This window comes from Nocardia sp. NPDC046763, assembly GCF_040645495.1.
Lineage (GTDB): Bacteria > Actinomycetota > Actinomycetes > Mycobacteriales > Mycobacteriaceae > Nocardia.
The window spans coordinates 25,477-47,341 of sequence record NZ_JBEYYI010000008.1 but is presented as its reverse complement, the minus strand read 5'-3'; the positions used below and the strand labels follow the sequence as shown (position 1 = coordinate 47,341).

At 68.4% G+C, this 21,865-nt stretch carries 21 protein-coding genes and 1 tRNA gene; 8 read left to right on the top strand and 14 right to left on the bottom strand.

What is annotated here, in order from left to right; all coding sequences use genetic code 11:
* Window positions 1-71: 71 nt before the first annotated feature.
* Window positions 72-1,076 carry a polysaccharide deacetylase family protein gene (locus ABZ909_RS15375; RefSeq protein ID WP_356999369.1) on the bottom strand — a complete coding sequence of 335 codons (1,005 nt, stop codon included), beginning with the start codon at window positions 1,074-1,076 and terminating at the stop codon, window positions 72-74.
* A gap of 123 nt (window positions 1,077-1,199) precedes the next feature.
* Here ABZ909_RS15375 and ABZ909_RS15370 point away from each other — a divergent pair, with 123 nt between their 5' ends.
* Window positions 1,200-2,531, top strand: a complete 1,332-nt coding sequence (locus ABZ909_RS15370; RefSeq protein WP_356999367.1) for a putative glycoside hydrolase — start codon at window positions 1,200-1,202, stop codon at window positions 2,529-2,531.
* A gap of 111 nt (window positions 2,532-2,642) precedes the next feature.
* On the opposite strand, the gene ABZ909_RS15365 is transcribed toward ABZ909_RS15370, so the two are convergent.
* Window positions 2,643-3,002 (bottom strand): metalloregulator ArsR/SmtB family transcription factor, encoded by a 360-nt coding sequence (locus ABZ909_RS15365; RefSeq protein WP_356999365.1) that lies wholly within the window; start codon window positions 3,000-3,002, stop codon window positions 2,643-2,645.
* A 104-nt stretch (window positions 3,003-3,106) separates the two neighbouring features.
* Between ABZ909_RS15365 and ABZ909_RS15360 the strand changes: the two genes are divergently transcribed.
* From ABZ909_RS15360 to ABZ909_RS15350, 3 genes are all read left to right on the top strand, one after another.
* Complete coding sequence (locus ABZ909_RS15360) at window positions 3,107-5,080, top strand: heavy metal translocating P-type ATPase (protein ID WP_356999363.1); 1,974 nt, start codon at window positions 3,107-3,109, stop codon at window positions 5,078-5,080.
* Between the two features lie 149 nt (window positions 5,081-5,229).
* Window positions 5,230-6,069: a poly(3-hydroxyalkanoate) depolymerase gene (phaZ, locus tag ABZ909_RS15355; RefSeq protein ID WP_356999361.1), complete on the top strand. Its 840-nt coding sequence runs from the start codon at window positions 5,230-5,232 to the stop codon at window positions 6,067-6,069.
* Window positions 6,070-6,195: 126 nt separating this feature from the next.
* Window positions 6,196-7,551, top strand: a complete 1,356-nt coding sequence (locus ABZ909_RS15350; RefSeq protein ID WP_356999358.1) for a DUF2254 domain-containing protein — start codon at window positions 6,196-6,198, stop codon at window positions 7,549-7,551.
* Here the strand turns inward: ABZ909_RS15350 and ABZ909_RS15345 are convergent.
* Genes ABZ909_RS15345 through ABZ909_RS15330 form a run of 4 tightly spaced genes read right to left on the bottom strand, consistent with a single transcriptional unit; the run spans window position 7,522 to window position 12,260 of the window.
* Entirely contained in the window at window positions 7,522-9,750 is a 2,229-nt protein-coding gene (locus ABZ909_RS15345) for a hypothetical protein (RefSeq protein ID WP_356999355.1), read from the bottom strand. The two genes, ABZ909_RS15350 and ABZ909_RS15345, sit on opposite strands and share 30 nt — an antisense overlap.
* A complete protein-coding gene (locus tag ABZ909_RS15340; RefSeq protein WP_356999352.1) occupies window positions 9,747-10,994 on the bottom strand; it encodes a hypothetical protein in 1,248 nt (415 codons plus the stop codon). Before ABZ909_RS15340 ends, ABZ909_RS15345 begins: the two co-directional genes overlap by 4 nt.
* Window positions 10,995-11,003: 9 nt before the next feature.
* Entirely contained in the window at window positions 11,004-11,147 is a 144-nt protein-coding gene (locus ABZ909_RS15335) for a hypothetical protein (protein WP_356999350.1), read from the bottom strand.
* A 9-nt stretch (window positions 11,148-11,156) separates the two neighbouring features.
* Window positions 11,157-12,260: a serine/threonine-protein kinase gene (locus tag ABZ909_RS15330; RefSeq protein ID WP_356999349.1), complete on the bottom strand. Its 1,104-nt coding sequence runs from the start codon at window positions 12,258-12,260 to the stop codon at window positions 11,157-11,159.
* A 188-nt stretch (window positions 12,261-12,448) separates the two neighbouring features.
* Here ABZ909_RS15330 and ABZ909_RS15325 point away from each other — a divergent pair.
* From ABZ909_RS15325 to ABZ909_RS15310, 4 genes are all read left to right on the top strand, one after another.
* Window positions 12,449-12,524, top strand: a tRNA-Ala gene (locus ABZ909_RS15325).
* 127 nt (window positions 12,525-12,651) lie between these two features.
* Window positions 12,652-13,041 carry a hypothetical protein gene (locus ABZ909_RS15320; RefSeq protein ID WP_356999346.1) on the top strand — a complete coding sequence of 130 codons (390 nt, stop codon included), beginning with the start codon at window positions 12,652-12,654 and terminating at the stop codon, window positions 13,039-13,041.
* A complete protein-coding gene (locus ABZ909_RS15315) occupies window positions 12,978-13,952 on the top strand; it encodes a helix-turn-helix transcriptional regulator (RefSeq protein ID WP_356999343.1) in 975 nt (324 codons plus the stop codon). The genes ABZ909_RS15320 and ABZ909_RS15315 overlap by 64 nt, the downstream gene beginning before the upstream one ends.
* Window positions 13,942-14,121, top strand: a complete 180-nt coding sequence (locus ABZ909_RS15310; RefSeq protein ID WP_356999340.1) for a hypothetical protein — start codon at window positions 13,942-13,944, stop codon at window positions 14,119-14,121. The genes ABZ909_RS15315 and ABZ909_RS15310 overlap by 11 nt, the downstream gene beginning before the upstream one ends.
* A gap of 83 nt (window positions 14,122-14,204) precedes the next feature.
* Here the strand turns inward: ABZ909_RS15310 and ABZ909_RS15305 are convergent, their stop codons facing one another.
* The 8 genes from ABZ909_RS15305 to ABZ909_RS15270 all read right to left on the bottom strand — a co-directional run bounded on the left by ABZ909_RS15305 (window position 14,205) and on the right by ABZ909_RS15270 (window position 21,861).
* Entirely contained in the window at window positions 14,205-14,375 is a 171-nt protein-coding gene (locus ABZ909_RS15305; RefSeq protein WP_356999337.1) for a hypothetical protein, read from the bottom strand.
* A gap of 104 nt (window positions 14,376-14,479) precedes the next feature.
* Window positions 14,480-15,292, bottom strand: coding sequence for a class I SAM-dependent methyltransferase (locus tag ABZ909_RS15300; protein WP_356999334.1), 813 nt, complete (start codon window positions 15,290-15,292; stop codon window positions 14,480-14,482).
* On the bottom strand, window positions 15,289-15,759 hold the full coding sequence (locus ABZ909_RS15295) for a nitroreductase/quinone reductase family protein (protein WP_356999332.1): 471 nt from the start codon (window positions 15,757-15,759) through the stop codon (window positions 15,289-15,291). Before ABZ909_RS15295 ends, ABZ909_RS15300 begins: the two co-directional genes overlap by 4 nt.
* Window positions 15,756-16,964 carry a cytochrome P450 gene (locus ABZ909_RS15290; RefSeq protein WP_356999329.1) on the bottom strand — a complete coding sequence of 403 codons (1,209 nt, stop codon included), beginning with the start codon at window positions 16,962-16,964 and terminating at the stop codon, window positions 15,756-15,758. Before ABZ909_RS15290 ends, ABZ909_RS15295 begins: the two co-directional genes overlap by 4 nt.
* Before the next feature lie 105 nt (window positions 16,965-17,069).
* Window positions 17,070-18,047 carry an alpha/beta hydrolase gene (locus ABZ909_RS15285; RefSeq protein ID WP_356999328.1) on the bottom strand — a complete coding sequence of 326 codons (978 nt, stop codon included), beginning with the start codon at window positions 18,045-18,047 and terminating at the stop codon, window positions 17,070-17,072.
* Window positions 18,048-18,051: 4 nt separating this feature from the next.
* Window positions 18,052-19,515 carry an NAD(P)/FAD-dependent oxidoreductase gene (locus ABZ909_RS15280; protein ID WP_356999326.1) on the bottom strand — a complete coding sequence of 488 codons (1,464 nt, stop codon included), beginning with the start codon at window positions 19,513-19,515 and terminating at the stop codon, window positions 18,052-18,054.
* A gap of 14 nt (window positions 19,516-19,529) precedes the next feature.
* The gene (locus ABZ909_RS15275; RefSeq protein WP_356999323.1) at window positions 19,530-20,342 is read right to left on the bottom strand and encodes an acyl-CoA thioesterase domain-containing protein; all 813 of its coding nucleotides are present in this window, start codon (window positions 20,340-20,342) and stop codon (window positions 19,530-19,532) included.
* Between the two features lie 58 nt (window positions 20,343-20,400).
* Window positions 20,401-21,861 carry a polyketide synthase gene (locus tag ABZ909_RS15270; protein WP_356999320.1) on the bottom strand — a complete coding sequence of 487 codons (1,461 nt, stop codon included), beginning with the start codon at window positions 21,859-21,861 and terminating at the stop codon, window positions 20,401-20,403.
* Window positions 21,862-21,865 lie beyond the last annotated feature (4 nt).

Here is a 21,865-nt window from a genome sequence, read left to right as displayed (position 1 = left end):
ACAGCCGCGTCGCGGCGGGGCTCAACAGCCGCGTCGCGGCGGGGCTCAACAGCCGCGTCGCGGCGGGCGGATCAGTAGGTGTGGGCGGTGGCGGAGAAGCGTGGGGAGAGCTGGTCGGCGAGGGGTCGGGGGAAGGACTGATGGGCGGGGTCCCCGTCGGAGGTGTAACGGGCGCTGGGGTTCGCCGCGAACCAGTCGAGCCAGTAGGTGGAGTCGAAGGGAACTGCGGTGCGGCCGGACCGGATTCGAGGGAGGCCGCTCGGGTCGAGGGCGGCGGCGAACGGGGAGGGAGCGGGGTTGGCGCCGACGAGGAGGACGGCGTCGAAGGTGTACGGGGTGCCGTCCCAGGCTCCGGAGGTGGCGAGGGCGTGATCTGCGGGGTAGACGCCCAGGGGGAGGGCCATGGATTGGATGACGGTGCCGGGCGCGGCGGTCGTGATGGCACGCACGTTCTGGACCAGTTCGCGCTGAACATCGGTGGGGGACAGGTGCGCCAGGTTGGGGTGGGTGGCGGTGTGGGCGCCGATGTCGTAGCCGTGGCGGACCAGCCAGGCCAGGGCGCGGGGGTCGTCGCCGAACGGCTCGTTGTTGACGTAGAAGGTGGCGGTAGCGGCGAAATCCGGGTGGCGGGAATGGAATTGCTCGAGCAGGCCGACCGCGCAGTCGGGGGTGGGATCGCCGGAATCGCCGAGGGTGAGCTGGGTTCGGGTGGAGTCGTCGAAGGTGAGGACCACCGGGTGGGTGCCCGCGGGTAGGTCGATGGCGCCCGCCAGATACTGGGCGATGGTGATCGGCCGGTAGCCGTCGGTGTAGAGGCGGTCCAGCTCGGTGATGAATTTCGTTGGCGTCTGGTCGTATTCACTACCGGGCTCGGCCTCGATGCGGTGGTACATGAGGATCGGGATCTGCCCCAGCTCATTGGCGGCCACCGCGGCCGGATCCGGCGGCCTCCAGGTCGGTGGGGGTGTGGTGACGGCCGCGGGGTGCGGCACGGTGGCGGTGGTTGCTCCGCAGGCGGTGGCGGCCGTGCACAGTAGCGCCGCCGCGATCATCCGCAGCGTCGTCGACGCCTTCATCGCCGCAACGCTACGCGGCGACAACGGTTTTGCGGTGATCTCGGCGAAAAACAGCCGACACCTGCGGGCAGGCGCGATAGTGATGCCAACAGCTGTCAGCGGAAGTTGGTGTGTACGTTGCTCATGCGACTCCGGTCGATCCGCCGCCGGCGGTCCACCCTGCTCGCGATCGGCGCGGTCGTGATTCTGGTGCTCGCCGCGCTGGTGTTCGTCTTCGGCCGCAGCCGCCCCTCGGCCGCCGGCGCCGACGCCCGGCCGCCCCGCCTGGAGCTGGCCCCGACGGCCGCTGCGACCTCCTACCGTGATCCGGTGACGGTGCGCGGCAAGGCGATCGGCGCGAAGCAGGTGTCGGTGGGCGACCGGTCCGTCCAGCCGGCCAAGGACGGATCCTTCGAGATCCAGCTGCCGCACGCACCGCTCGACACCACTGTCGTGGCCACCGGCGCCGCGGGCGACCACGTCACCATCCCGCTGAAAGTGGAGGTGGCCCTGCCGCGCATCCGGGCCGTCCACGTCACCGCCTACGCCTGGGCCTACGACCCCATGCGCGATGCCGTGCTGGACATGGCACGCGAGGGCCGCATCGACACCGTCGAACTCGATATCAAGGACGAGGACGGGATGGTCGGCTACGACTCGCAGGTGCCGCTCGCCCGCGAATCCGGCGCCGCCACCACGATTTACGACGCGCCCGGCGCGCTGAAGCAACTCCACGATATGGGCATCAAGGTGGTCGGCCGCATCGTCGCCTTCCGCGACCCCACCCTGGCCGGCTGGGCCTGGCACAACGGCCACCCCGACTGGGTGATCCAGAACCCGTCGGGCCAGCCGTACTCCAGCGGCTACGGCGCGATCGCCTTCACCAACTTCGCCAGTCCCGAAATCCGTTCCTATAACCGGGATCTCGCGGTCGAGGCGGCCCGGCTCGGCTTCGACGGCGTCATGTACGACTACATTCGCCGCCCCGACGGCAACCTCACCGGCATGCAGTTCCCGGGCCTGGCCGAATCGCCGTCGGACTCCATCGCCAATTTCCTGCGCGACTGCCGCGAACCCGTGCACGATGCCGGCGCCTCGCTGAGCGCGGCCGTCTTCGGCATCGCCGCCACCCGCCCTGACGAGATCGCCCAGGACATCCCGTCGATGGCCCGCTACGCCGACTTCCTGGCCCCGATGCTCTACCCGAGCCATTGGCACACCGGCGAATACGACGTCGCCAACCCGAACGCCCAGCCCTACGACATCGTCTTCCGGTCCCTGCAGGACTTCCGTGCCCGCACCGCGGGCACCAACGCCCAGATCATCCCGTGGCTCCAGGATTTCAGCCTCGGCGTGGCCTACGGCGATGCGGAGGTGAGGGCGCAGATCGACGCCACCTACGCGGCGGGCTACAACGGCTTCTTCCTGTGGAACCCCGCGGTCAGCTACCACCCCGGGGCTCTCGCCCCCAACTGATCGCCTGCCGAGCCGGGGGTGTGCCGGCGGCCGCGCGCCCTCGTACCGACCGCTGGATTGCCCTGCCGCGCAGCGGTTTCCGTCGTGCGAGGTCCGCCGATTGTGATCGGGTCAGGCTGTGGTGGAGCGGTCCGTGAGCCCCAGGCGCAGGTGTTCGCTGTGGTAGATGGCCTCGTCCAGCAGTTGCGCGACGTGATTGTCGTAGAGGCTGTAGACGATGCTGCGGCCGGTCCGGGTGCCCACGACCAGCCCGAGATTGCGCAGCAGGCGCAGCTGATGCGAGACCGCCGACTGCTCCATGCCGATCGACGAGGCCAGTTCGGTGACCGCGAGCGGGCCTTGGCGCAGCTCGCTGAGGATCAGTAGCCGGCTGGGGGTGGCCAGCGCCTGCAGGGTGGTCGCGACATGGGCGGCGGCCTCGGCGTCCAGCCGTGCCGTCGGCCGATCGCGGCCCTCGACGCCATGTCCCATAACACAGGAGGGTACCTCGAGGAACCTTATACACATGAAGATGTCTTCATGTGTTCTGGTATTGTCCGGTCGGTCGGAGGTAGCAATGGAGGTGAGTCGTGGTCGTGGCGACGCCGGTAAAGGCATTCCCGCAGCCGGAAGTGGCGGTCCGCCGGACCCGCTTGTTCGAGCTGGCCGAGATGCGATGGGCCGCAGTGGCCCTCGCGCTGTTCCTGCTCGGGCTGGCCGCGCAGCTGGCCGGCGCGCCCGGCTGGCTGTGGTGGGGCCTGTACCTGGCCTGCTACGCCGCGGGCGGCTGGGAGCCGGGCTGGGCCGGGCTCCAGGCGCTGCGTGAGAAGACCCTCGACGTCGACCTGCTCATGGTGGTGGCGGCCCTTGGCGCGGCGGCCATCGGGCAGATCACCGACGGGGCCCTGCTGATCGTCATCTTCGCGACCTCCGGGGCACTGGAGGCGCTGGCCACCGCGCGGACCGAGGATTCGGTGCGCGGCCTGCTCGACCTCGCGCCCGAGACCGCGACCAGGCTCACCGACGCCGGTGAGGAGACCGTGCGCGCCGCCGACCTGAACCTCGGCGATGTGGTCCTGGTCCGCCCCGGCGAGCGAATCGCCGCCGACGCCACCGTGATCGACGGCGGCAGCGAAGTGGATCAGGCCACCATCACCGGCGAACCGCTGCCCGTGGACAAGACCGCCGGCGACGAGGTGTTCGCCGGCACCCTGAACGGCACCGGGGCCCTGCGGATCCGGGTCGATCGCCGCGCCGAGGACTCGGTGGTCGCGCGCATCGCCGCCCTCGTCGAACAGGCCGGGCACACCAAGGCGCGCACGCAGCTGTTCATCGAGAAGGTGGAACAGCGGTACTCCCTCGCCATGGTCGCGGTGACCCTTGCGGTGTTCACGATTCCACTCGCCTTCGGCGACCCGCTGCAGCGAGCCCTGTTGCGCGCCATGACCTTCATGATCGTGGCCTCCCCGTGCGCGGTGGTGCTGGCCACCATGCCGCCACTGCTGGCCGCCATCGCCAATGCCGGGCGGCACGGCGTGCTGGTCAAGTCGGCCGTGGTCATGGAGCGGCTGGGTACGACCACGCGGATCGCCTTCGACAAGACCGGGACGCTGACCCGCGGCGCCCCGCACGTCGACGAAATCCGCAGTGTCGATCCGGAATTCAGTGAGTCGGAGGTGCTGCGGCTGGCGGCGGCCGCCGAACTCGACAGTGAGCACCCGCTCGCGGCGGCCATCGTGCGCGCGTCCCGCGCCGCGGGGCAGCAGCTGCCGGCCGTCGAAGGATTCGCCGCCGATCCCGGGCGCGGTGTCTGCGCCCGGATCGGACAGCGTCGGATCGCGGTCGGTTCTCCGGTGGCGCTGCTCCCGAGCTCGGAGCAGGGTGCGACGGATGCGGACCGGGCCGCCCGCACGGCCGTGGACGGATTGCAGGAGAAGGGATTCACCGCGGTCGTCGTCGCCCGTGATGGGCGCCCGATCGGAGTACTGGCGATCACCGATCAGCTCCGCCCCGAGGCCGCCACCGCGATCGATCTCACGGTGCGTGTGACCGGGGCCGCCCCGATTCTGCTGACGGGAGACAACAGTCGTGCCGCGCATCGTCTCGCCGCGCAGGTCGGGCTCACCGACGCCCGCGCCGAGCTGCTCCCGCACCAGAAGGTCGATGTCGTCCGGGCCCTGCAGTCGGCCGGTGACCGGGTTGCGGTGGTCGGCGACGGCATCAACGACGCACCCGCTCTCGCCGCCGCCGACAGCGGAATCGCCATGGGCGGAGCGGGTTCCGACCTGACCCTGCAGACCGCCGATGCGGTGGTCGTGCGCGACGACCTCACCGCCATCCCCGCCGTCATAGCTCTGTCCCGCCGCGCCCGGCGGGTGGTCGTCGCCAACCTGGTTATCGCAGCGACCTTCATAGCGGTGCTGGTGCTGTGGGACCTGCTCGGGACCCTGCCGCTGCCGTTGGGCGTTGCCGGACACGAGGGTTCGACCGTGATCGTCGGACTCAACGGCCTGCGCCTGCTGCGCCGCGCGGCCTGGCGTCAGTCCGCCCCCTATCTGTCCAGCACGTAACTGCCCGGGCCGGCCTCGATCGGCTGGTATCGGGCGTTACCGAGATTCGCCGGTGCGGGCCTCCAGCTCACCGGAGCGATCGCCCAGCCGGATGGGGCGATGCGTACTCTGGTGCACGGATCGTGCTCCAATACCCACGAGGACACCCAATGGCGAGTGAAAATGCCCGGGAGTACACCGTGTCCGGCGACCGCCTGCACGTTGTGGTCCGCCCCGGTGTCGGCGTCCCGCTGGTGTTGTGCAATGGGATCGGCGCGAGCCTCGAGCTGCTGCAGCCATTCGTCGACGAGCTGGATCCGGCGATTCCGGTGATCCGGTTCGACCCACCGGGGATCGGTCGTTCGCCGTTGTCCCGGCGGCCCTATCTCCTGACCACGCTGGCCGGCCGGGTCACCACACTGCTCACCCAACTCGGCTATGACACCTTCGATGTGCTCGGCATCTCCTGGGGTGGCGGCCTGGCTCAGCAGATCGCCTTCCAGAACCCCCGGCGCTGCCGGCGCCTGGTCCTGGTCAGCACCGCCACCGGCTGGATGATGGTCCCCGCGCACCCGAAGGTCCTGCGCAAGATGATCACTCCGCGCCGATACCGCGACGCCGGGTACGCCACCACGATCGCCGCGGAACTCTACGGTGGCCGGCTGCGCACCGATCCGGATCGGGTGACAACCCTGCTGGCCGGACACTCGTCGGCGGCCTCCGCTCGCGGCTATCTGCTGCAGCTGCTGGCCGGCGCCGGATGGACCAGCCTCCCGTTCCTCGGTTTGATCCGGCAGCCGACGCTGATCCTGGCGGGCGACGACGATCCGATCATTCCCCTCGTGAACGCGAAGATCATGGCGCGGCTCATACCCGACGCGCGGTTGCACGTGTACCACGACGGCCATCTGGGTCTGGTCGTGATTTCCGATCAACTCGCCCCGGAGGTGACCCGATTCCTCCGCGGCGATCGACAGCTCGACCTGGAACCGAAGGACGTCGTTCGCTGACCCTGCGCGCGACCTGGCGCTGAGCAGGGGGTACGGTGATCACACGTCCGGGCATCTCGGATGGGTGAGCCGGGAAGTCTGGTCGGCGTCAGGGCATGACGCCGGAACAGCGCAGGAGGCTCGACCGTGGCCGGTATTCCCCTCGAATTCGACCGCCGCCGCGAGGCATTGCGAACCAATCTGTGGTTTGTGCCGACCGTGGAAGTGCTGGCGGCCGTCGGGCTGTTCGGGATCACCTACCTGCTGGACCGGGCGGCATATCGGGGCGGTTTCACGATTCCGTCCTGGGTCATCGGCGGCCCGCCCGACACGGCGCGGCAGGTGCTGACGGCCATCGCCGCCGCCATCATGACCGTGGTGGGTGTGGTCTTCTCCATCACGATCGTGGCGCTGACGCTGGCCTCCACCCAGTTCGGTCCGCGCATGCTGCGCACCTTCATTCGCGATCGGGGCACCCAGGTCACCCTCGGAACCTTCGTGGCGACCTTCGTCTACGCCATCGCCGCGCTGGTGTCCATCGGATCGGATTTCGTGCCGCACATCAGCACGACGGTGTCGATCGCCTCGCTGGTGCTCGATCTCGCCGTGCTGATCTACTTCATCAATCACATGGCCATGGCGATCCAGCTGCCCAATGTCATCGCCGAGATCGCGGGTGAGGTGGCGGCCGGAATCGAGGCGCAGCGCAGCGCCGAGCCCACCACCCTGCATTGCGGGCCGACGGCGGCCGAATTGCTGGAACGGATGGCGGGCGAGGGCGGCGAGGTCCGGGTGACCGGCAGCGGATACCTGCGCTACATCCGCTACGAGCAGCTGGTGCGGCTCGCGACCGAGGCGGACGCGGTGATTCACCTCCCGTACCGGCCGGGGCATTTCCTCACCGAGGGGCAGGTGGTGGCCACCGTCTGGCCCGCGTCGGTGGCCGAGCGGATATCGGAGAACTTCTCGCGTGGGCACGTGGCCGGGCCCACCCGGTCGCTGACCCAGGACATCTCCTTCGGTATCGACCAGTTGGTCGAGATCGCCCTGCGCGCGTTGTCTACCGCGGTGAACGACACCTTCACCGCCCTGACCTGCATCGACTGGCTCGGTGACTGTCTGTCGCGGATCGCGGTGGTATGGGAGCCGAGCCCGGTCTACCGCTGCAAGGACGGCTATGTCCGCGTTATCGCGGCGCAGGCGAGTTACGAGCGGCTGGTGCAGCGGGCCTTCGAAAAGATTCGACAGTCCGCGCGCGGCATGCCCGCTGTCATGATCCGTCAGCTCGAAGCACTGGCCCAGATCGCGGATCACACAAGTGATCCCGAGCGGCGAAGCATCCTGCTGGAGCAGGCGGCGATGATCGAGCGGTCGGCGCGCGAGTCGGTGCCGGAGGACGCGGATCTGCAGGACGTGCTGCGACGGTACCGGGCGCTGGTCGGTGAAGCGGAGCTGCCGCTGATTCAGGTCATGTCAACGCCAGAACTGCCAGGCACGGCGTGAATCCTGTTCTTGCGGTGTGAGTGTCGCCGCCGTCGGCAGGTTGTCCGCAGGGTCCAGGACCAGCAGGGCGGCAATGGCCTGGGGGAGGTCCAGGCGGGTACGGAGCCAAGGCCAGCCGCCGGTGAGGGTTCCGGTCAGGTCGGCCGGGGGCAGGTCGAGGGCTGCCACCGTGGCCAGGAGGGTGGATGGGGGCATGTCCCATTGCCGGGCGCAGGCGGTGACCAGGGTGGGGAGCTGTTCGGCGGGGGTGAGAGCGAGGATGCGGCGCAGGGCGGGGACGGCATCGGGGGTGCGGGAGCGGGAGACCAGCGCGGAGACGACGAATTCGAGGTCCGCGGTCAGGGCGGCGGACAGGGTTTCGGTGGGGGATTCGGCCTCCAGTGGCTCCTCGGCCGGGGTGCGCAGCAGGGCCGAGATTTCGGCGCGAGACCAGGTGCCGCGCTGCCTGGTCCATCCGAATGCTCTGCGGGGCGGGCGGAGTGCGTCTCGCTGCTGATCGTCGGGGGGCGCCGGGATGGCGAGGACGACCAGGGCCTCGATCGGTTCCGGGAGGTCCAGGGTCTTGCGCAGCGTGCGCCACGCGGGGCGGAGGGCGGCCACCAGTTCGGCCGGTTCGGAGCGGGTGAGGGTGAGGGCCTTCAACACGGCCCGGGCGTCGATCGCGGGGTAGCGGGTGGCCTCGGCCAGCAGCGCGGGCAGCAGGTCGGCGGGCGCGCAGGCCAGGATCTGTTCCAGCGCATAGCGATCGCGCCCGTTGCACGAGATGTTCACCACCAGCTGGGCGACGATGCCGAGGTTGGTGTACATGGCCTGGCGCAGGATTCGGCTGCCGCCGGTGTGGGTGCCCGGATCGTCGACCTCGGCGCTGAGGGCCTCGTAGACCAGGGCCCGGTCGCGGGAGCCGATCGCATGCTCGCGCAGGGCGCGGTGGCGCAGCAGATGGGCGGCGACGATTCGGCGATGCTCGATTTCGCCGGTGGCCCAGTCCCCCTGCAGGCGCGGCCACACCGATTCGGCATCGGCAGCGGTCAGCGGCGCGGTCCCGGATTCCAGGCGTTGCCAGGCGGAGGTGGCCAGCGCCGCGCTGAGATCGATGCCGAGCTGCCGGGCCACCTCGACGGTGCGGGTGCGGTCGCGGCCGTCCGTGAGGACACGGTCGGTGAGAACCTGCTCGAAGGTGCGGCGGACGCTGGGACGATGGTCGAGCCGCGCCAATGCCTGTGCCACGCTGGGTCTTCCGATGGCGAGACGGACGGCGCGCCCGGCCACCGCTTCGTCGCGGAGCCAGTCGGGGTTCAGCTCCGGGTCGGTGATCACCTCGGCCAGGTGGTCGTCGTCCAGCTCGGCTGGACCCAGGGTGCGCAGGTGCCGTCGATAGCACCAGTGGCCGATTTCGTCTGCGGTGGACAGGGATTCGGGAAGCGTGACACCGGCTCGCCGATGGCCGATGATCTGCTGCCCGAGCAGGACGAACGGGTCCGATTCGTCGCCGGGATCGCCCGGCGTGACGATGCGGCGCGCTCCACCGGGCGGGGCAGGACTGTCGCGGGTCACCGCGGTGATCGCGACGGGAGCCGAGGACGGTGTGCTGCAGGTGCAGAAGGTCAAGTCCCGCAGGCTGTTCCGGGGCAGCAGGCCGTAGAGCGCCCGCAGCATGGCCACGGCGTCCGCACCGCTCTCGACGTGCAGTTCGATGGCGGGGCCGCGCCCGGCCAGATGCGCCAGGGTGTAGCCGAGCAGCGCGGGCAGCCAATCCAGGTCGAGGTAGGCGTCGGCCGCGGCGGTGACGGCGGGACTGTCCTCCACGGAATTCGGCAGCGGCGGCCAGTGATCGGTGGGAAATTCGGCGTCGTCGAGCGAGGTGCGGAATCGTCCCGCGTCATAGATGCTCAAAGTCGTTGCGCCGTCGAGTGTTCCGCGGCCACCCGCGACGAGGTGCGTCACACAGGTGCCGGGCCGGTCATTGGCGGGCGTCTTCAGCACCGCCACCGCCAGCCCCCGCACCACGGTGAACTCCAGCGCGAACGCCTCCGGCGGCGCGGGCGAACCATCCCACGTGACCAGCGACCCCAGCTCCCGCGTGGTGGATCCCAGTGCGGCGGGCCAGTTTCCGGATCTGGCGACCACACCGACCCCGGTCCCGGAGGACTCCAGCGTCACCACGGCCCAGCCGCACAGCAGTTGCGCGAAACCCGTCATCGGTCCGCCCGGAGCTGGTCGATGCGGTCGAGCATGTGGATGACCGGGTCCACGGCCGCGAACGGCTTGAACACCGGATAGGTATTGTCGGCCCGCTTACCGCACCCGACCGCCGAGACCGGGAAGTAGCGGTTGTGCGGGAAATGGATGGACAACGTGGCGTCGACAGCCGGAAACAGTTTGCGCACCAGGCTTCTGGTGGCGTCGGAGCGATAGTCGATCTGGCCGGGCTGATACAGGTTGCCTGCGCCGTCGAGGCTGTACGGCGTATCGGCCCAGTCCGGCGGCGGCGCGACCAGGCCGACCTCGGGCAGATTGATCAGCGACAGCAGATCCGATTTCGCGATGATGGTCGACGCGTGCAGGCGCGGCGGCTCGATGGGCAGATCCAGCGGATAGCTGTTGGCGGTGCGCCACAGCTTGGCGATCTGGTCGATCATCATCTTGGTGCGGCCGACGGTCTGGGAGTGCTCGACATTGTTGTTCAGGCTCTCCTCGTTGGCCGGTCCCGCGTGTTCGCGCATGATGGCCAGATACTGCTTGTTCAATGTGGACGGCACCACGAACCAGAGGAAGTCGGCGATGGCCAGGTGCGGGCTCACCTTGGCGGCGATCTCGGCGTCGGCCACATCCTCGCCCGCGACATCCACGAAGGCGAGATTCACTGTGCGCCTGGTGGACAGCGAGGTGAACTTGATGAGAATCGGGGTGCGGACCTGCCAGCCGCTCCAGGCGTGGGTCCGGGTCTGCTGCTGGGCCATCGGCGGTTGCGGCGGGCGTGGTGGTTGCGGCAGACCCTGCGGCTGCGGTGCGCCGAGCGGCCCGATGCCGTTCTCCTGCCGCTGCTGCGCGCCGACGTAGCCCCGCTTCTGGGTGTAGCCGATCGCCTGCCGGTTCATCAGCGTGTTCTCCAGCGCGGCCAGCATTTTCGTCGAACGGCGGGACGGCACGATGGACCATTCCCGGGCCAGCATCGGGTCGTTCATGACCGAATAGATCATCGACACGATGAGATGCGTCTTGGACGAGGCGGATTCGCCGACGAAGCCGATCACGGTGGTCGGATGGTCGAGGATCTCCTCGTCGATCTCACAGCCGTTCGGGCAGCGCCGATCCAGGCGGCGCGAATAGTCCGCGACGCGGGTGGCGAACCCGCCGTTGGGCTGGCGCAGCACCCAGATCCAGGAGCGGCGGGCGGTATCGAACTTGAACTCCGCCAGGCAGTTCAGGCAGACGATTCGCACGGGCACCCCTCAGAGCACGGTGTAGGTCAGCCACAGCAGCGTGGCCAGGAAAAAGGCCCCGCCGACCGCGGACGCCACCCGCAGCCAGTGCCACGATCGGGATCCGGCGTACACGTACTGCTGCCAGGCCAGGCCGGCCCGTCGGTTGTTCATCGCAGTTCCTTACAGGTGGTGGGCGATCGACAGGATCACCCAGGCGAGCAGCACGAAAACCAGCCAGCCCAGCGCGATTCCGGCACCGGCAGCGCCGAGCAGCACGCCGCCGATGTAACGGGGATCGTCGCGGGTGAGTCCCTCCAGCACGCGCTGGCGGTATTCCAGGGCCGGGCGGACGAAGATCCCCCACAGACCGGTCGCCGGCAGCTCGACGCCGTGCCTTTCCTCCCGCTGCCGCACCGGCGGGGCCGGGGTCAGGACGCTGGTATGCGCTCGCACCGGCACGGTGACCGGCTCCGGCCTGGGGCCCTTGACGGTTCGGGTCAGGCTGCGGGTCTCGGAGTGGACGGCGTCCCGGAAATAGTGCTGGAACTCGGCGGCGGATTGGAAACGCAGCGATGGATCCGGCGAAAGCGCCTGATCCAGCACCGATTTCAGCCGGGCGGGCAGCGGCGCCGGCGCGAACACCGCCTGCAGCACCTCATGGCACACCACTGCGAACGAGTACACATCACTGAGATGGGTGAACCTGCCGTGTTCGAGATACTCGGGCGCGGAATAGTTCTGCGTACCCACCATCTGATTGGCGCGGGTGAGTCGCAGCATGTTCTCCCGCATCTCGATGGCGATCCCGAAATCGGCCAGCTTTGCCGTGCCGTCGCGGCAGATCATGATGTTCTCGGGCTTGATATCGCGGTGCACCACCTGCTTGGAGTGCGCGTACACCAGCCCGCTGAGCGCATCGGTGAGAATCCGCGCCAGCGCCGGCAGCGACCAGTTCTCCCGGGCCCGCATGAACTGCCGCAGATTCTCCCCGTGAATGAACTCCATCACCAGAAACGGTGAGCGGCACCCGTTCTCGGCGAACACCCCCGAGTCGTGCAGCATCACCACATTGGTGCAGTTCATCTGCGCCGCGATCCGCGCCTCCCGCTCGAACCGCTGCCAGGCCACCTGCTCATCCTGCGCCCGCACCGCGACACTGCCCGCATCGAGCACCTTGACCGCAACCTGCCTGCGCAACTGCCGATCCCAGGCATCCCAGACCTCGGCCATCCCGCCCTTGCCGACCAGCTCCCGCAGCTCGTACCGGCCATTGATCAGCCTCACCGGCGTCCGACCTTCCCCGCGGAGCGGCCGCCTTCCCCGCGAACCACCCCGGACGACAACGAATCACCGCCCACTCTACGCGCGCAAACCCACCCCCCGCCCACCCATATTTCCAGCCGATTTGCACTCGAGGGGGTCCCCTGGTGTACCTTCTCCCAGTCGCCCGGGAAACCGCGCGGCAACCATCCGGGGCTATGGCGCAGCTGGTAGCGCACCACACTGGCAGTGTGGGGGTCAGGGGTTCGAGTCCCCTTAGCTCCACCAAAGGGGTCATTGCACGAACCGATCTCATCGGGGCTGGTACCGCATCTGCGGTACCAGCCCCGTTCTCGTTTCCGGGTTGGGGGATGCGGAAGATGGGGATGAGCCGGTCCGGTCCGGCGATCTTGACGTGGGCGACCAGGGTTTCGATCAGCGCCTTGGATTGGGTGTGGTTGCCGCTGGTGACGATCTCGACGATGTGGTCGGCGATCCGGTCCAAGACTGCGGGCGCGGGCGCGCGGGGAACGCTGGCGAGCGATTCGGTGAGTTGATCGCGGCGGGCGAGGAGTTGCGTTGTCTTGGAGCGCAGTTCGGTCAATCGGCCGCCGACGAGTTCGGGTTCGAGGGTGCCGTTCTCGAACGCGGCCAGGTAGCGGTCGACGGATTGCTGGGTTTTGGCGAGTTGGGCTGTGACGGTGGCCAGTTCAGCGCGGGTGTCGCTGCTGGTGTCGCCCCATGCTCGGCGAACTCGCCGGCCGCTCGGGCAGCTGGGTCAAATCCCTCGAGACCGGCCGTCTGAAGCTGCCGCGCCTGCCCATGCTCATCCGCCTGGCCGAGATCCTCGATGTCAACGACCTGACCCAGCTGACCGGCGAGCAACCCCTGGCCCGCTCGGTCTACGCGAAAGCGACACACCCAGCCCTGCCCAAGGTCACCGAAGCACTCGCCTCCTATCCGGTCACCCCCAGCACCGAGAACGCCGATCTGCCGCCCGAGGCGCTGTCCGCGCGTGTGCAGCAGGCGTGGGTGTTGTGGCATGGTGCGGCCCACCAGCGTTCGGCGGTGGCGACCTTGTTGCCGAATCTGTTGTGCGACACGCGTGTTGCGGTGCGACAGCTCGACGGCAAGGACCGTCGCAGGGTTCAGGCGCTGCTCGCGCAGGTCTACCACCTCACCCAGCTGTATCTGTCGTTCCAACCGCCCGCGGCGCTGGTGCTGATGTCGGGCGACCGTGCCATGACAGCTGCGCAGGATGCCGACGACCCGCACGCGATGGCCGCCGCGGCTTGGTATGTCAACCACGTGTACCGCGACGCGGGCGAGGAACACGAGGTGCGCGTCGCGTTGGCCCACCAGATGTGCGCGCTACTGAGCCCTGACAAGGCAGGCCCGGACCTCGCGCTGTGGGGATTGCTGCACCTAGCGATGGCGCTGTCGTACACCAAGATCGGTCGCGAGGGTGACGCCCTACGTCATTGGGATGAGGCAGACCGTGCCGCGCGGGCGCTCGGTGACGATTACGTGCACCCGTGGCTGATCTTCGGTCGCGCCATGGTTGACGCCTACATGATCACTATCCAGGCCGACTGTGATGCACAGCGGCTACGCCATCCAACAGGCCGCTCGCGTCGAGCTGGACAAAATGCCCTCGGCCACTCGCCGCAGCTTCCACACCGCCGAAACCGCACGCGCACATCACATGCGCGATGAACCCCTCGCCACCGTGACGCTGTTGTCGAAGGCGAATCGGGAATCGCCGGACACCTTCGGGTTCTCACTGTTCGCCCGCTCCGCAGTGCCCGATCTGGTCGAGGGCGGCGGCGCGACAGTCCGAGCGGACGCCGAACGACTCGCATCGGTGCTCGGACTCGAAGTCTGACACCGCCGACACTCACCGAACCTACGGGTTGAGCGTGCCCGCGTTGTTGATCAGCAGCTCCGCCCCCGGCACCGTCTGGCGAATCAGTTCCGCTGCCGCACCGGCCTTTTCCACATTCCGGCAGGCCAGTACGACGCGCGCCCCCGCTCGGCGAGCCGCAGCGCCGTCTCCAGCCCCACTCCGGCGCTCGCTCCGGTCACCACGGCGGTTCGTCCCGCCAGATTCGGGATATCCGCGGCGGTCCACGACGTCATTGAGCTACCCACGGTCGACCCTGACTCCTCAGCTCCATCATTTCCGCCAGAGAGCCTAGATCGACTCGGGCAGGGGTACCGGTCGACTGGGCTCGCGCCAGCGGCTACCGGAAGGTCAACTGCGCGATCAGGTGCCGATGGTCGCGAATGAGCGGCAGCCGACGTTGGGCCCCGAGAGCCAGCGGACCGGACCAGCCGCGCCCCGGAATCATCCGAAGCTCTCGGTAGGACGCGACTCCCGGAATTCGTTGCGGCAGTGCGCGAGTTTGCGGCACGGTGAGGCCGAACGGCATGCGCGGAACCATGTAGTCCGATTTGCGCGATAGCCGCACGCCCTTCGCCGTGCGCTTGGTGAACCCGGGCGGCAGCACGTCGAAGATCAGGCTCGCACCCGGAAACCGTTGGGCCATATCGCCGATGAGAGAGAAGACCTCACCCGGCGACAGGTACATGAACAGCCCCTCGGCGGTGATCAGCACATCCGTGCCGTCGACCAGGTCGAACCAGGCGCGGTCCAGCGCCGACATGGCCACCGACCGCATCCGTGCTTCGGTCGGTAACAACTGCCGCCGCAGGTCGATCATCTCCGGCAGATCCACCGAGATCCAGTCCAGGTCCGGTGCGCCGAGTCGCCAGTAGGTCGTCTGGAGGCCCTCACCGAGCGCCACGACGGTGCCGCCGGGCGAATCCCGGTGAAAGCGCTGTATTTCCGCGTCGATGGTGCGTGCCCGCAGCACCTGGGTTCGGGCGGGGTGCCCGAAGGTCCGGAAGTCGAAATCGATTGCTTCGCACAGCTCTTCGGCGAGAGGGTCACGAAAATCCGTATAGGACGCCGCGGATTCGACCGCCCGGGTCCACAGCGTCCACAGGGCCGTGACCGGAACCCCCTGCAACGCCGCCACGGAAATCTCGCTCACAGTTCGCGCAATCGCACGAGGGGAATCCGGCGCTCGGTGCGGGATTGATACTCCTGGTAGAACGGCCGGTCTGTGGTCAAGGCCGCCCAAAGCCGTTCGTACTCAGGTTCTTCGATGATCTCCGGCTGCGTCTGGAAGGAGGCGGACCGCACCTTGACCCGCACCTCGGCATTGGCGCCGGTGTCGGTGAGGTTCCAGTACCAGGCCGGATGCTGGGGCGCTCCGATGAAGGACGCCACCACGATGCGGTGCCCCGCCCCGTCCACCCAGAAGGGCAGCGCCACCTTGTGGGTCTTCCCGCTTCTGCGGCCGACCGTCTGCAACAGCAGATGCTCCATCCCCGAGCTGATCCAGACCTCCTCCATATCGGTGAATTCCATGCCCATGACATGTTTGCGCCCGAGCTCGATGAGTTTGGCTCGCTCGGGTTCGGTGAACGGGTTGTTGCGCTGATTGGTCAGGCTCACATCACACCTCCATTGACTTCGAGAATCGCCCCATCGGCGTAGGAAGGCGCGCCCAGCGCGACCGGCAGTTCGGCCAGCTGCCATACCGCCGATCCGTCGTGCCAGCGCACCTGTTCGGGCTCGAGGGCCAACCGCGCGTCGGGATAATCGCGCAGTAGCATGCCGATCGCGACCTCGAGTTCCATACGCGCGATCTGGCTGCCCAGGCAGTAGCGCGCGCCGTAGCCGAAGGCCATGTGGGGCTTCGCGTTTCGGGTGGGATCCACCCGCTCCGGATCGGCGTAGACGGTCGGATCCAAATTGGCCGCGCCGATGGACGGGACAACGAAGTCGCCGGGCATCATGTCCACGCCGCCCAGTGAGATGGGCTCACGAACCCGCCACGGCAGTCCCTCACCGCCGGCCAGGGCGATGGTGCGCAACAGCTCGTCGACCGCACCTGGGATCCGATCCGGATGTGCCCGCAGTTCGGCGCGGAGGTCGGGGCTGAGCAGCAGCCGCAGCACGATCTTGCTCAGCATGTGCGCGGACGATTCGTAGCCGCCGACGATGAGGGCGAAGACGACGGTGACCAGTTCCCACTTCTCCAGGTCGTCGCCGTGCAGCACCAGGTCGGAGACGAAATCGCCGGTGGGCGTGGTCCTCCGGGCCTTGATGAGCCCCAGTACGTACTTGCCGAGATCCTGCAGTGCGGTCTCGGCGCTGCGCGCGCCGGCGTCCGCCACCGAGGCATCGGCCAGCAGCGCGCTCACCCACTCCCCTACGTCCTGTTGATCGCCCTCGGCGATGCCGACCAGCTCCCCCAGCACATTCAGCGAGTAGGGTTTAGCGACAACGGATACGTAGTCGCCCTGTTCCGCCGCGGCCAGTTCCGCGAGCCGCCGGGTCATGATCGCCGCGGCGGCGGCGCGCAACGCGGCCATCCGCGCCGGGGTCAGTTCCCGGCCGATGACCCGCCGCAGTTTGGTGTGGATGCTGTCGTCGAGGCTGCCGATACCGCCCTGGAGCAGCAGGCCGGCGGTGAGCCGCGGTGCGGACTCCTGCGACATGCCGGTGCGGCTGAATGCCTTCTGGGAGTAGACGGTTCGTACGTCTTCGTATCCGGTGACCAGCCATGCCGCGTCACCGTAGGGGTATTGCACCCGCGCGATGCCGCCCGATCCCCGGACCTCGTCCATGACCGGATCCAGGTGCAACGATCTCATCGTCTCCGAGGGATACCGATGTACGGGACATTGCGTTATGTCCATTGGGCCCTCCCCATCGACGCGTGCGTTCGAATATGCCACTGCGCCAACCTTTCTCAATATTCACTGTGCTGAATTGCGCGAATTTAACGATGGCTCAATCTTTTTCGAAGATCGCGGGTGCCCCCTGACCCGATCGAGCGCACCGGCGCGGCCGTAGATACATTCCGACAGGGCGGCGGCGAAATCCTCGACGGCTGCCTCGGCGACGCCGATGGGCATGCTGTGAAAGACGTGCCACAGCCCGCGGAATTCGCGATGCCGCAGGGGCACACCGAATTCGGCCGCGTGCGCGGCGAAGCGGCGGGCGTCCCCGCTCAGCAGGTCGTCACCGGCCGAATGCATGACGATCGGGGCAACCCCGGCGATATCGCGGTAGAGCGGCGAGCGGTCTCGCCGTTCGGACTCCGGGACACCCGGCAGATAAGCGTCGATCAGCCCGGCCAGCAACGACGGAGTCAATACCGCGTCTCTGTTCGCAATACCCTGGAAAGCAGAGGAATTCGAAGTTAGGTCCAGCATCGGGCAGATGAGTCCCAGAATGGCGGGCTGCGGCAAGGGCTCGCCGCGCAGCTGCAGGGCGAGGTCCACCGCCAGTCCTCCTCCGGCCGAATCACCCACGACCGCAATGCGTTCAGCGGGTATTCCAGCATCGACGAGCGCCCGATACGCGGCCACGGTGTCCTCGATCGCCGCCGGATAGGGGTGTTCGGGAGCCAGGCGGTAATCCAGGACGTGCACCGTGGTGTCCATTGCGGCGGCCAGCGCACCGGCGAGGGTGCGGGCCATGCGCGGTGTGCCGAGAGCGTACCCGCCACCGTGCAGATAGAGTACGGCAGCGTCCGGAGGAGCCGCGCGGGGCTTCAGGACTTCGACCGGTAGGCCGCCGAGCCGACCGGTTCGCACGGCGACACCGCGCGGGGCACGAGCGTAGGTCGTGCCCGAGTCGATCCGGGCACGGACCGTGGGCCAGTCCGGGGCCGGGCCGAACCACCAGCGGCTCACCACGCAGGTGAGGAAGCGCCAGAGCAGCGTGTCCACAGTGTCATTTCCGTTCCGCCGGGCACGGCGTCAGGTGGTAGTCGAGCGGGTTCGGGACGCTGCGGATCAGCTTCTCGTAGCGGTGCGGGCTCCATGGCCACACTTCCGGCACGCCGTCCGCGCCCAGATACCAGCTGCGGCAGCCGGTAGCCAATGCCGTATTCGGCGCGGCCTCGCGCATGCGGGCGTTATAGCGGTCGGTGGCCTCCCGGGTCGGCGCGACGGTCTCGAATTCGCCCGCGCGCCAGCGTCGCAACCAGCCGACAATGCGGACCGACTGCGCCTCGGCGATCGCGGTCAGCGGATGGTTGGCGACCGGGCTGTGCGGGCCGATGAGCATGAACAGGTTGGGGAACTCCGGGATCATGACGCTTTCGTGGGCGCGCGGGCCGCTCGCCCACGCCTGATCCAGGGTGTGGCCGCCGAGGCCGGTGATCGCCATCGGTCGCATGTACGCGTGCGAGTCGAACCCGGTGGCCAGCACGAGGACATCGAGTTCACGCAGCCGCCCGTCGACCGTGACCACGCCGCGCTTCTCGACGCGGTCGATGCCGTCGGTCACCACGGTGACGTCGGGACGCTGAACGGCCCGGTAGAAGCTGTCCGACACCACCATGCGCTTGCACATGGCCTGGTAGTCCGGTGTCAGCTTGCGGCGTAGCTCGGGATCCCGGACCGACCGCAGATGTTGTTCCACCACCCACTGGATGAACCGGCGCATCCGGCCCGGATGCACGAGACCCTGCGAGGCGGCGGCGAAGGCGGCGCGAAAGAACCAGTAGGACGCCACGCCGAGCACCGGCGCCCGCCGATACAGCGCCTTCGACAGCGGCGTGTATTTCCGATTGACGGTCGGCAGAATCCACTGCGGAGTTCGCTGGAACACAACGACTTCGGCTGCGTTGCCCGCCAGCGCACCGACCAGCTGCGTGCCGGTGGATCCGGTGCCGATCACGCCGACCCGCGCGCCGGTCAGCTCGATATCGTGCCGCCAGCGCGCCGAATGCATGACGTCGCCGCCGAATTCGTCCAGGCCGGCGATATCGGGCCAACTCGGGTGATGCAGAAAACCCGTCGCGCACAGCACGAAGTCGAAATCCTCGGCCGTCTCGTCCGAGGCGCTGACCTGCCAGCGCGCGCCGTCGAACGTCGCGCCGGTCACCTCCACACCGAAACGCGTCCATTGGTGCAGCCCCTGCGCGCGGGCCACCCCGAGGAGATACCGCTGGATGTCCGGGCCCGACGAATACATGTGCCGCCATTGCGCATTCGGGGCGAAGGTTAACTGGTAATACCGCGACGGCACATCGCAGACCAGCCCGGGATAGGTGTTGTCCCGCCAGGTGCCGCCGAAATCATCAGCCTTCTCATAAATGACGAAGTCGGTGAATCCGGCCCGCTGCAGCGCAACTCCCATGCAGATGCCGGAGATTCCGGCGCCGATGATGGCGATCCGTGGAGTTCTCATCCGATGGCCATCGCTCACTGGGCCTGCGCTGTTGCGGAGACCTCGGCGGCGAAGGCGGCCGGGTCCACGGCCCGGCGCGTGTTCGAGATGCCGGACGCGACGGAGACGCCCAGCGGGCCGTTCCGGTCGTACAGGGTGGCCGCGGCGATCGCGATGCCACCCGCGGTGATCCGTTCCTGGGCCTGCAAGCCCACCTCGGAGCTCACGGGCAGGCGCGAAAGCGTAAGTGTCACATCACAATTGATGTACCCGATGCCCGCGCTTCCCCAATTGCAGAGCATGCTGGTGGTATCGGCGGCATAGGCGGCCATCTGGAGCGGCGAGTTGGACTCACCCTCGACCATCGGGGCTACGTCGTGCCATACGGACTTGCGATCGCCGTTCAGACCCGCCGCGAAATCACCGGTCCAGTCCTGCTCGCCGAATTTGAACTGGATCGGATTCCATTCGGCGCTCGGCGGCGGCGCCGCGAACTGCCGGTCCGGTTGCCAGACCTGTCCCGGCGATTGCTCCCCTGCGGCCAGGTACATCAGGGTCGCACGCACCCGGACCTCACCGGCCTGCTCGAGCGCGACATCGACGACACGCACCCGCCTGCCGTCGCGAACCACCGCGCTGCGAAACCGGATCGGTTCGTAGACCACCGGTCGGAACAGATCGACCGTGAACCGCGCCGGCACGAACAGCGTTCCGGGATTGTGTGTTTCGGCTTCCCGCGCCAGGAGCCCGCAGACCGCCGTCCCGGCCACCTGCGACGGCGCCCATGGGCTGACCGCCCATTCGGTCGCGACATACTGTCCGCCGACACTTTCGAAGAAGGCAGCCACTACGCCATACCCCTATCGATCTCGAATTGCACTGAGTTGGACATGTTTCAGCCGGTCGCTACCGCAGAACTCTCGGCGCCGTACCGAGAAACGCGGGGGCGCAAGGGATCCGATTCCATCCGGGTCGCTGGATGTCGCCGCCCGGCGGCAGCGCCGGGGTGCCCTCCGGCGCGGGGCCGACGATGACATGCGCATTGGTGCCGATGGCGCCGAACGAACTCACCCCGGCAAGCGGGCCCGCCTCTTCGAGCGACCACGGGACTTCGTGCCCGGAGAACCGAATATCGCTGCCCTCCAGATCGATTCGCGGGTTCAGCGTCTGGAAGTGCGCCAGCGGCGGCACCGTCCGTTCGCGAACACACAGCAGCGCCTTGATCAGCCCGGCCACTCCGGCGGCGGCCTCGAGATGGCCGAGGTTGGCCTTCACCGCGCCCACATGCAATGGCTTGCCGCCGTTTCGGGTACCCAGCGCGGCGACAATGGCGCTCGCCTCGATGGGGTCGCCGAGGGAAGTGCCGGTGCCGTGCGCTTCCAGCAGTCCGATCTCCTCGGGCTTGCATCCGGCGTCGGCCAGCGCCGCCTCGATCACCCGGCGCTGAGCCTCGGCGTTCGGCGCGGTGAAACCCGAGGAGCGCGCGTCCTGGTTGACCGCGGTGCCGTGAATGACACCCAGCACCCGATCGTTGTCGCGGACGGCGTCGGCCAGCCGCTTCAGCACGAGCAAGGCGCCGCCCTCGCCCCGGACATAGCCATTGGCCCGCGCGTCGAAGGCCTTGCACAAGCCGTCGGGGGCCATGGCGCCGGTCTGCTGGATGACTGCGGTGGAACGCGGCGACAGCATCAGGCTCACACCGCCCGCGAGCGCGAGGTCGGATTCACCGCGCCGCAGCGCGGCCACCGCGTGGTGGACGGCCACCAGCGAGGAGGAGCACGCGGTGTCGAATCCGGCCGCGCCGCCGCTGAATCCGAAGTGATAGGCGATGCGGCCCGCGGCGAAACCACCGCCGATGGCCAGCGCCCAGTGCGGATCGACCTGTTCGGGTTCCCAGGCCGCGTAGTCCTGACGTCCGGCAATGCCCACGTAGGTGCCGACCGATTCCGGAAGCTCCCCGTTCGGGTCCATCCCGGCGTGCGCCAGCGCCTCCCAGGCCACCTCCAGCATCAGTCGATGCTGGGGGTCCATGGCCTGGGCCGCCTTGGGGGCGAAGCCGAAGAAACCGGGGTCGAAGGAGAGCGGGTCGGTGACGAAACTGCCCCGCGTCGGCAGGTAGTCCCATTCGTCCTCGAAGGGCCAGCGCCGGTGCCTGGGCATATCGGTGATCAGGCTGCGCCCTGCGCGCAGTGCCGCCCAGTAGGCATCCAGATCCTCGATGCCATCGGCGAAGCGCAGGCCCGCCCCGATGACCGCGATGGGCCCGCCGACCGGGGTCGACGGCGACTGCTCGCGTAGCTCCTTGATCGTCGCGGTGGCGCGGCGCAGCGCCGCGCGCAGGGCCGCCGTCGAATCCGGATCGTCCATGGAA

Coding starts and splice junctions, on each gene's coding strand:
- ABZ909_RS15370 (WP_356999367.1), top strand. CDS start 1,200: ATGCGACTCCGGTCGATCCGCCGCCGGCGGTCCACCCTGCTCGCGATC.
- ABZ909_RS15375 (WP_356999369.1), bottom strand. CDS start 1,076: ATGAAGGCGTCGACGACGCTGCGGATGATCGCGGCGGCGCTACTGTGC.
- ABZ909_RS15305 (WP_356999337.1), bottom strand. CDS start 14,375: ATGACGTCGTGGACCGCCGCGGATATCCCGAATCTGGCGGGACGAACC.
- ABZ909_RS15335 (WP_356999350.1), bottom strand. CDS start 11,147: ATGAACAACCGACGGGCCGGCCTGGCCTGGCAGCAGTACGTGTACGCC.
- ABZ909_RS15365 (WP_356999365.1), bottom strand. CDS start 3,002: ATGGGACATGGCGTCGAGGGCCGCGATCGGCCGACGGCACGGCTGGAC.
- ABZ909_RS15280 (WP_356999326.1), bottom strand. CDS start 19,515: ATGAGAACTCCACGGATCGCCATCATCGGCGCCGGAATCTCCGGCATC.
- ABZ909_RS15315 (WP_356999343.1), top strand. CDS start 12,978: ATGCTCGGCGAACTCGCCGGCCGCTCGGGCAGCTGGGTCAAATCCCTC.
- phaZ (WP_356999361.1), top strand. CDS start 5,230: ATGGCGAGTGAAAATGCCCGGGAGTACACCGTGTCCGGCGACCGCCTG.
- ABZ909_RS15310 (WP_356999340.1), top strand. CDS start 13,942: ATGCGCGATGAACCCCTCGCCACCGTGACGCTGTTGTCGAAGGCGAAT.
- ABZ909_RS15270 (WP_356999320.1), bottom strand. CDS start 21,861: ATGGACGATCCGGATTCGACGGCGGCCCTGCGCGCGGCGCTGCGCCGC.
- ABZ909_RS15290 (WP_356999329.1), bottom strand. CDS start 16,964: ATGAGATCGTTGCACCTGGATCCGGTCATGGACGAGGTCCGGGGATCG.
- ABZ909_RS15345 (WP_356999355.1), bottom strand. CDS start 9,750: ATGACGGGTTTCGCGCAACTGCTGTGCGGCTGGGCCGTGGTGACGCTG.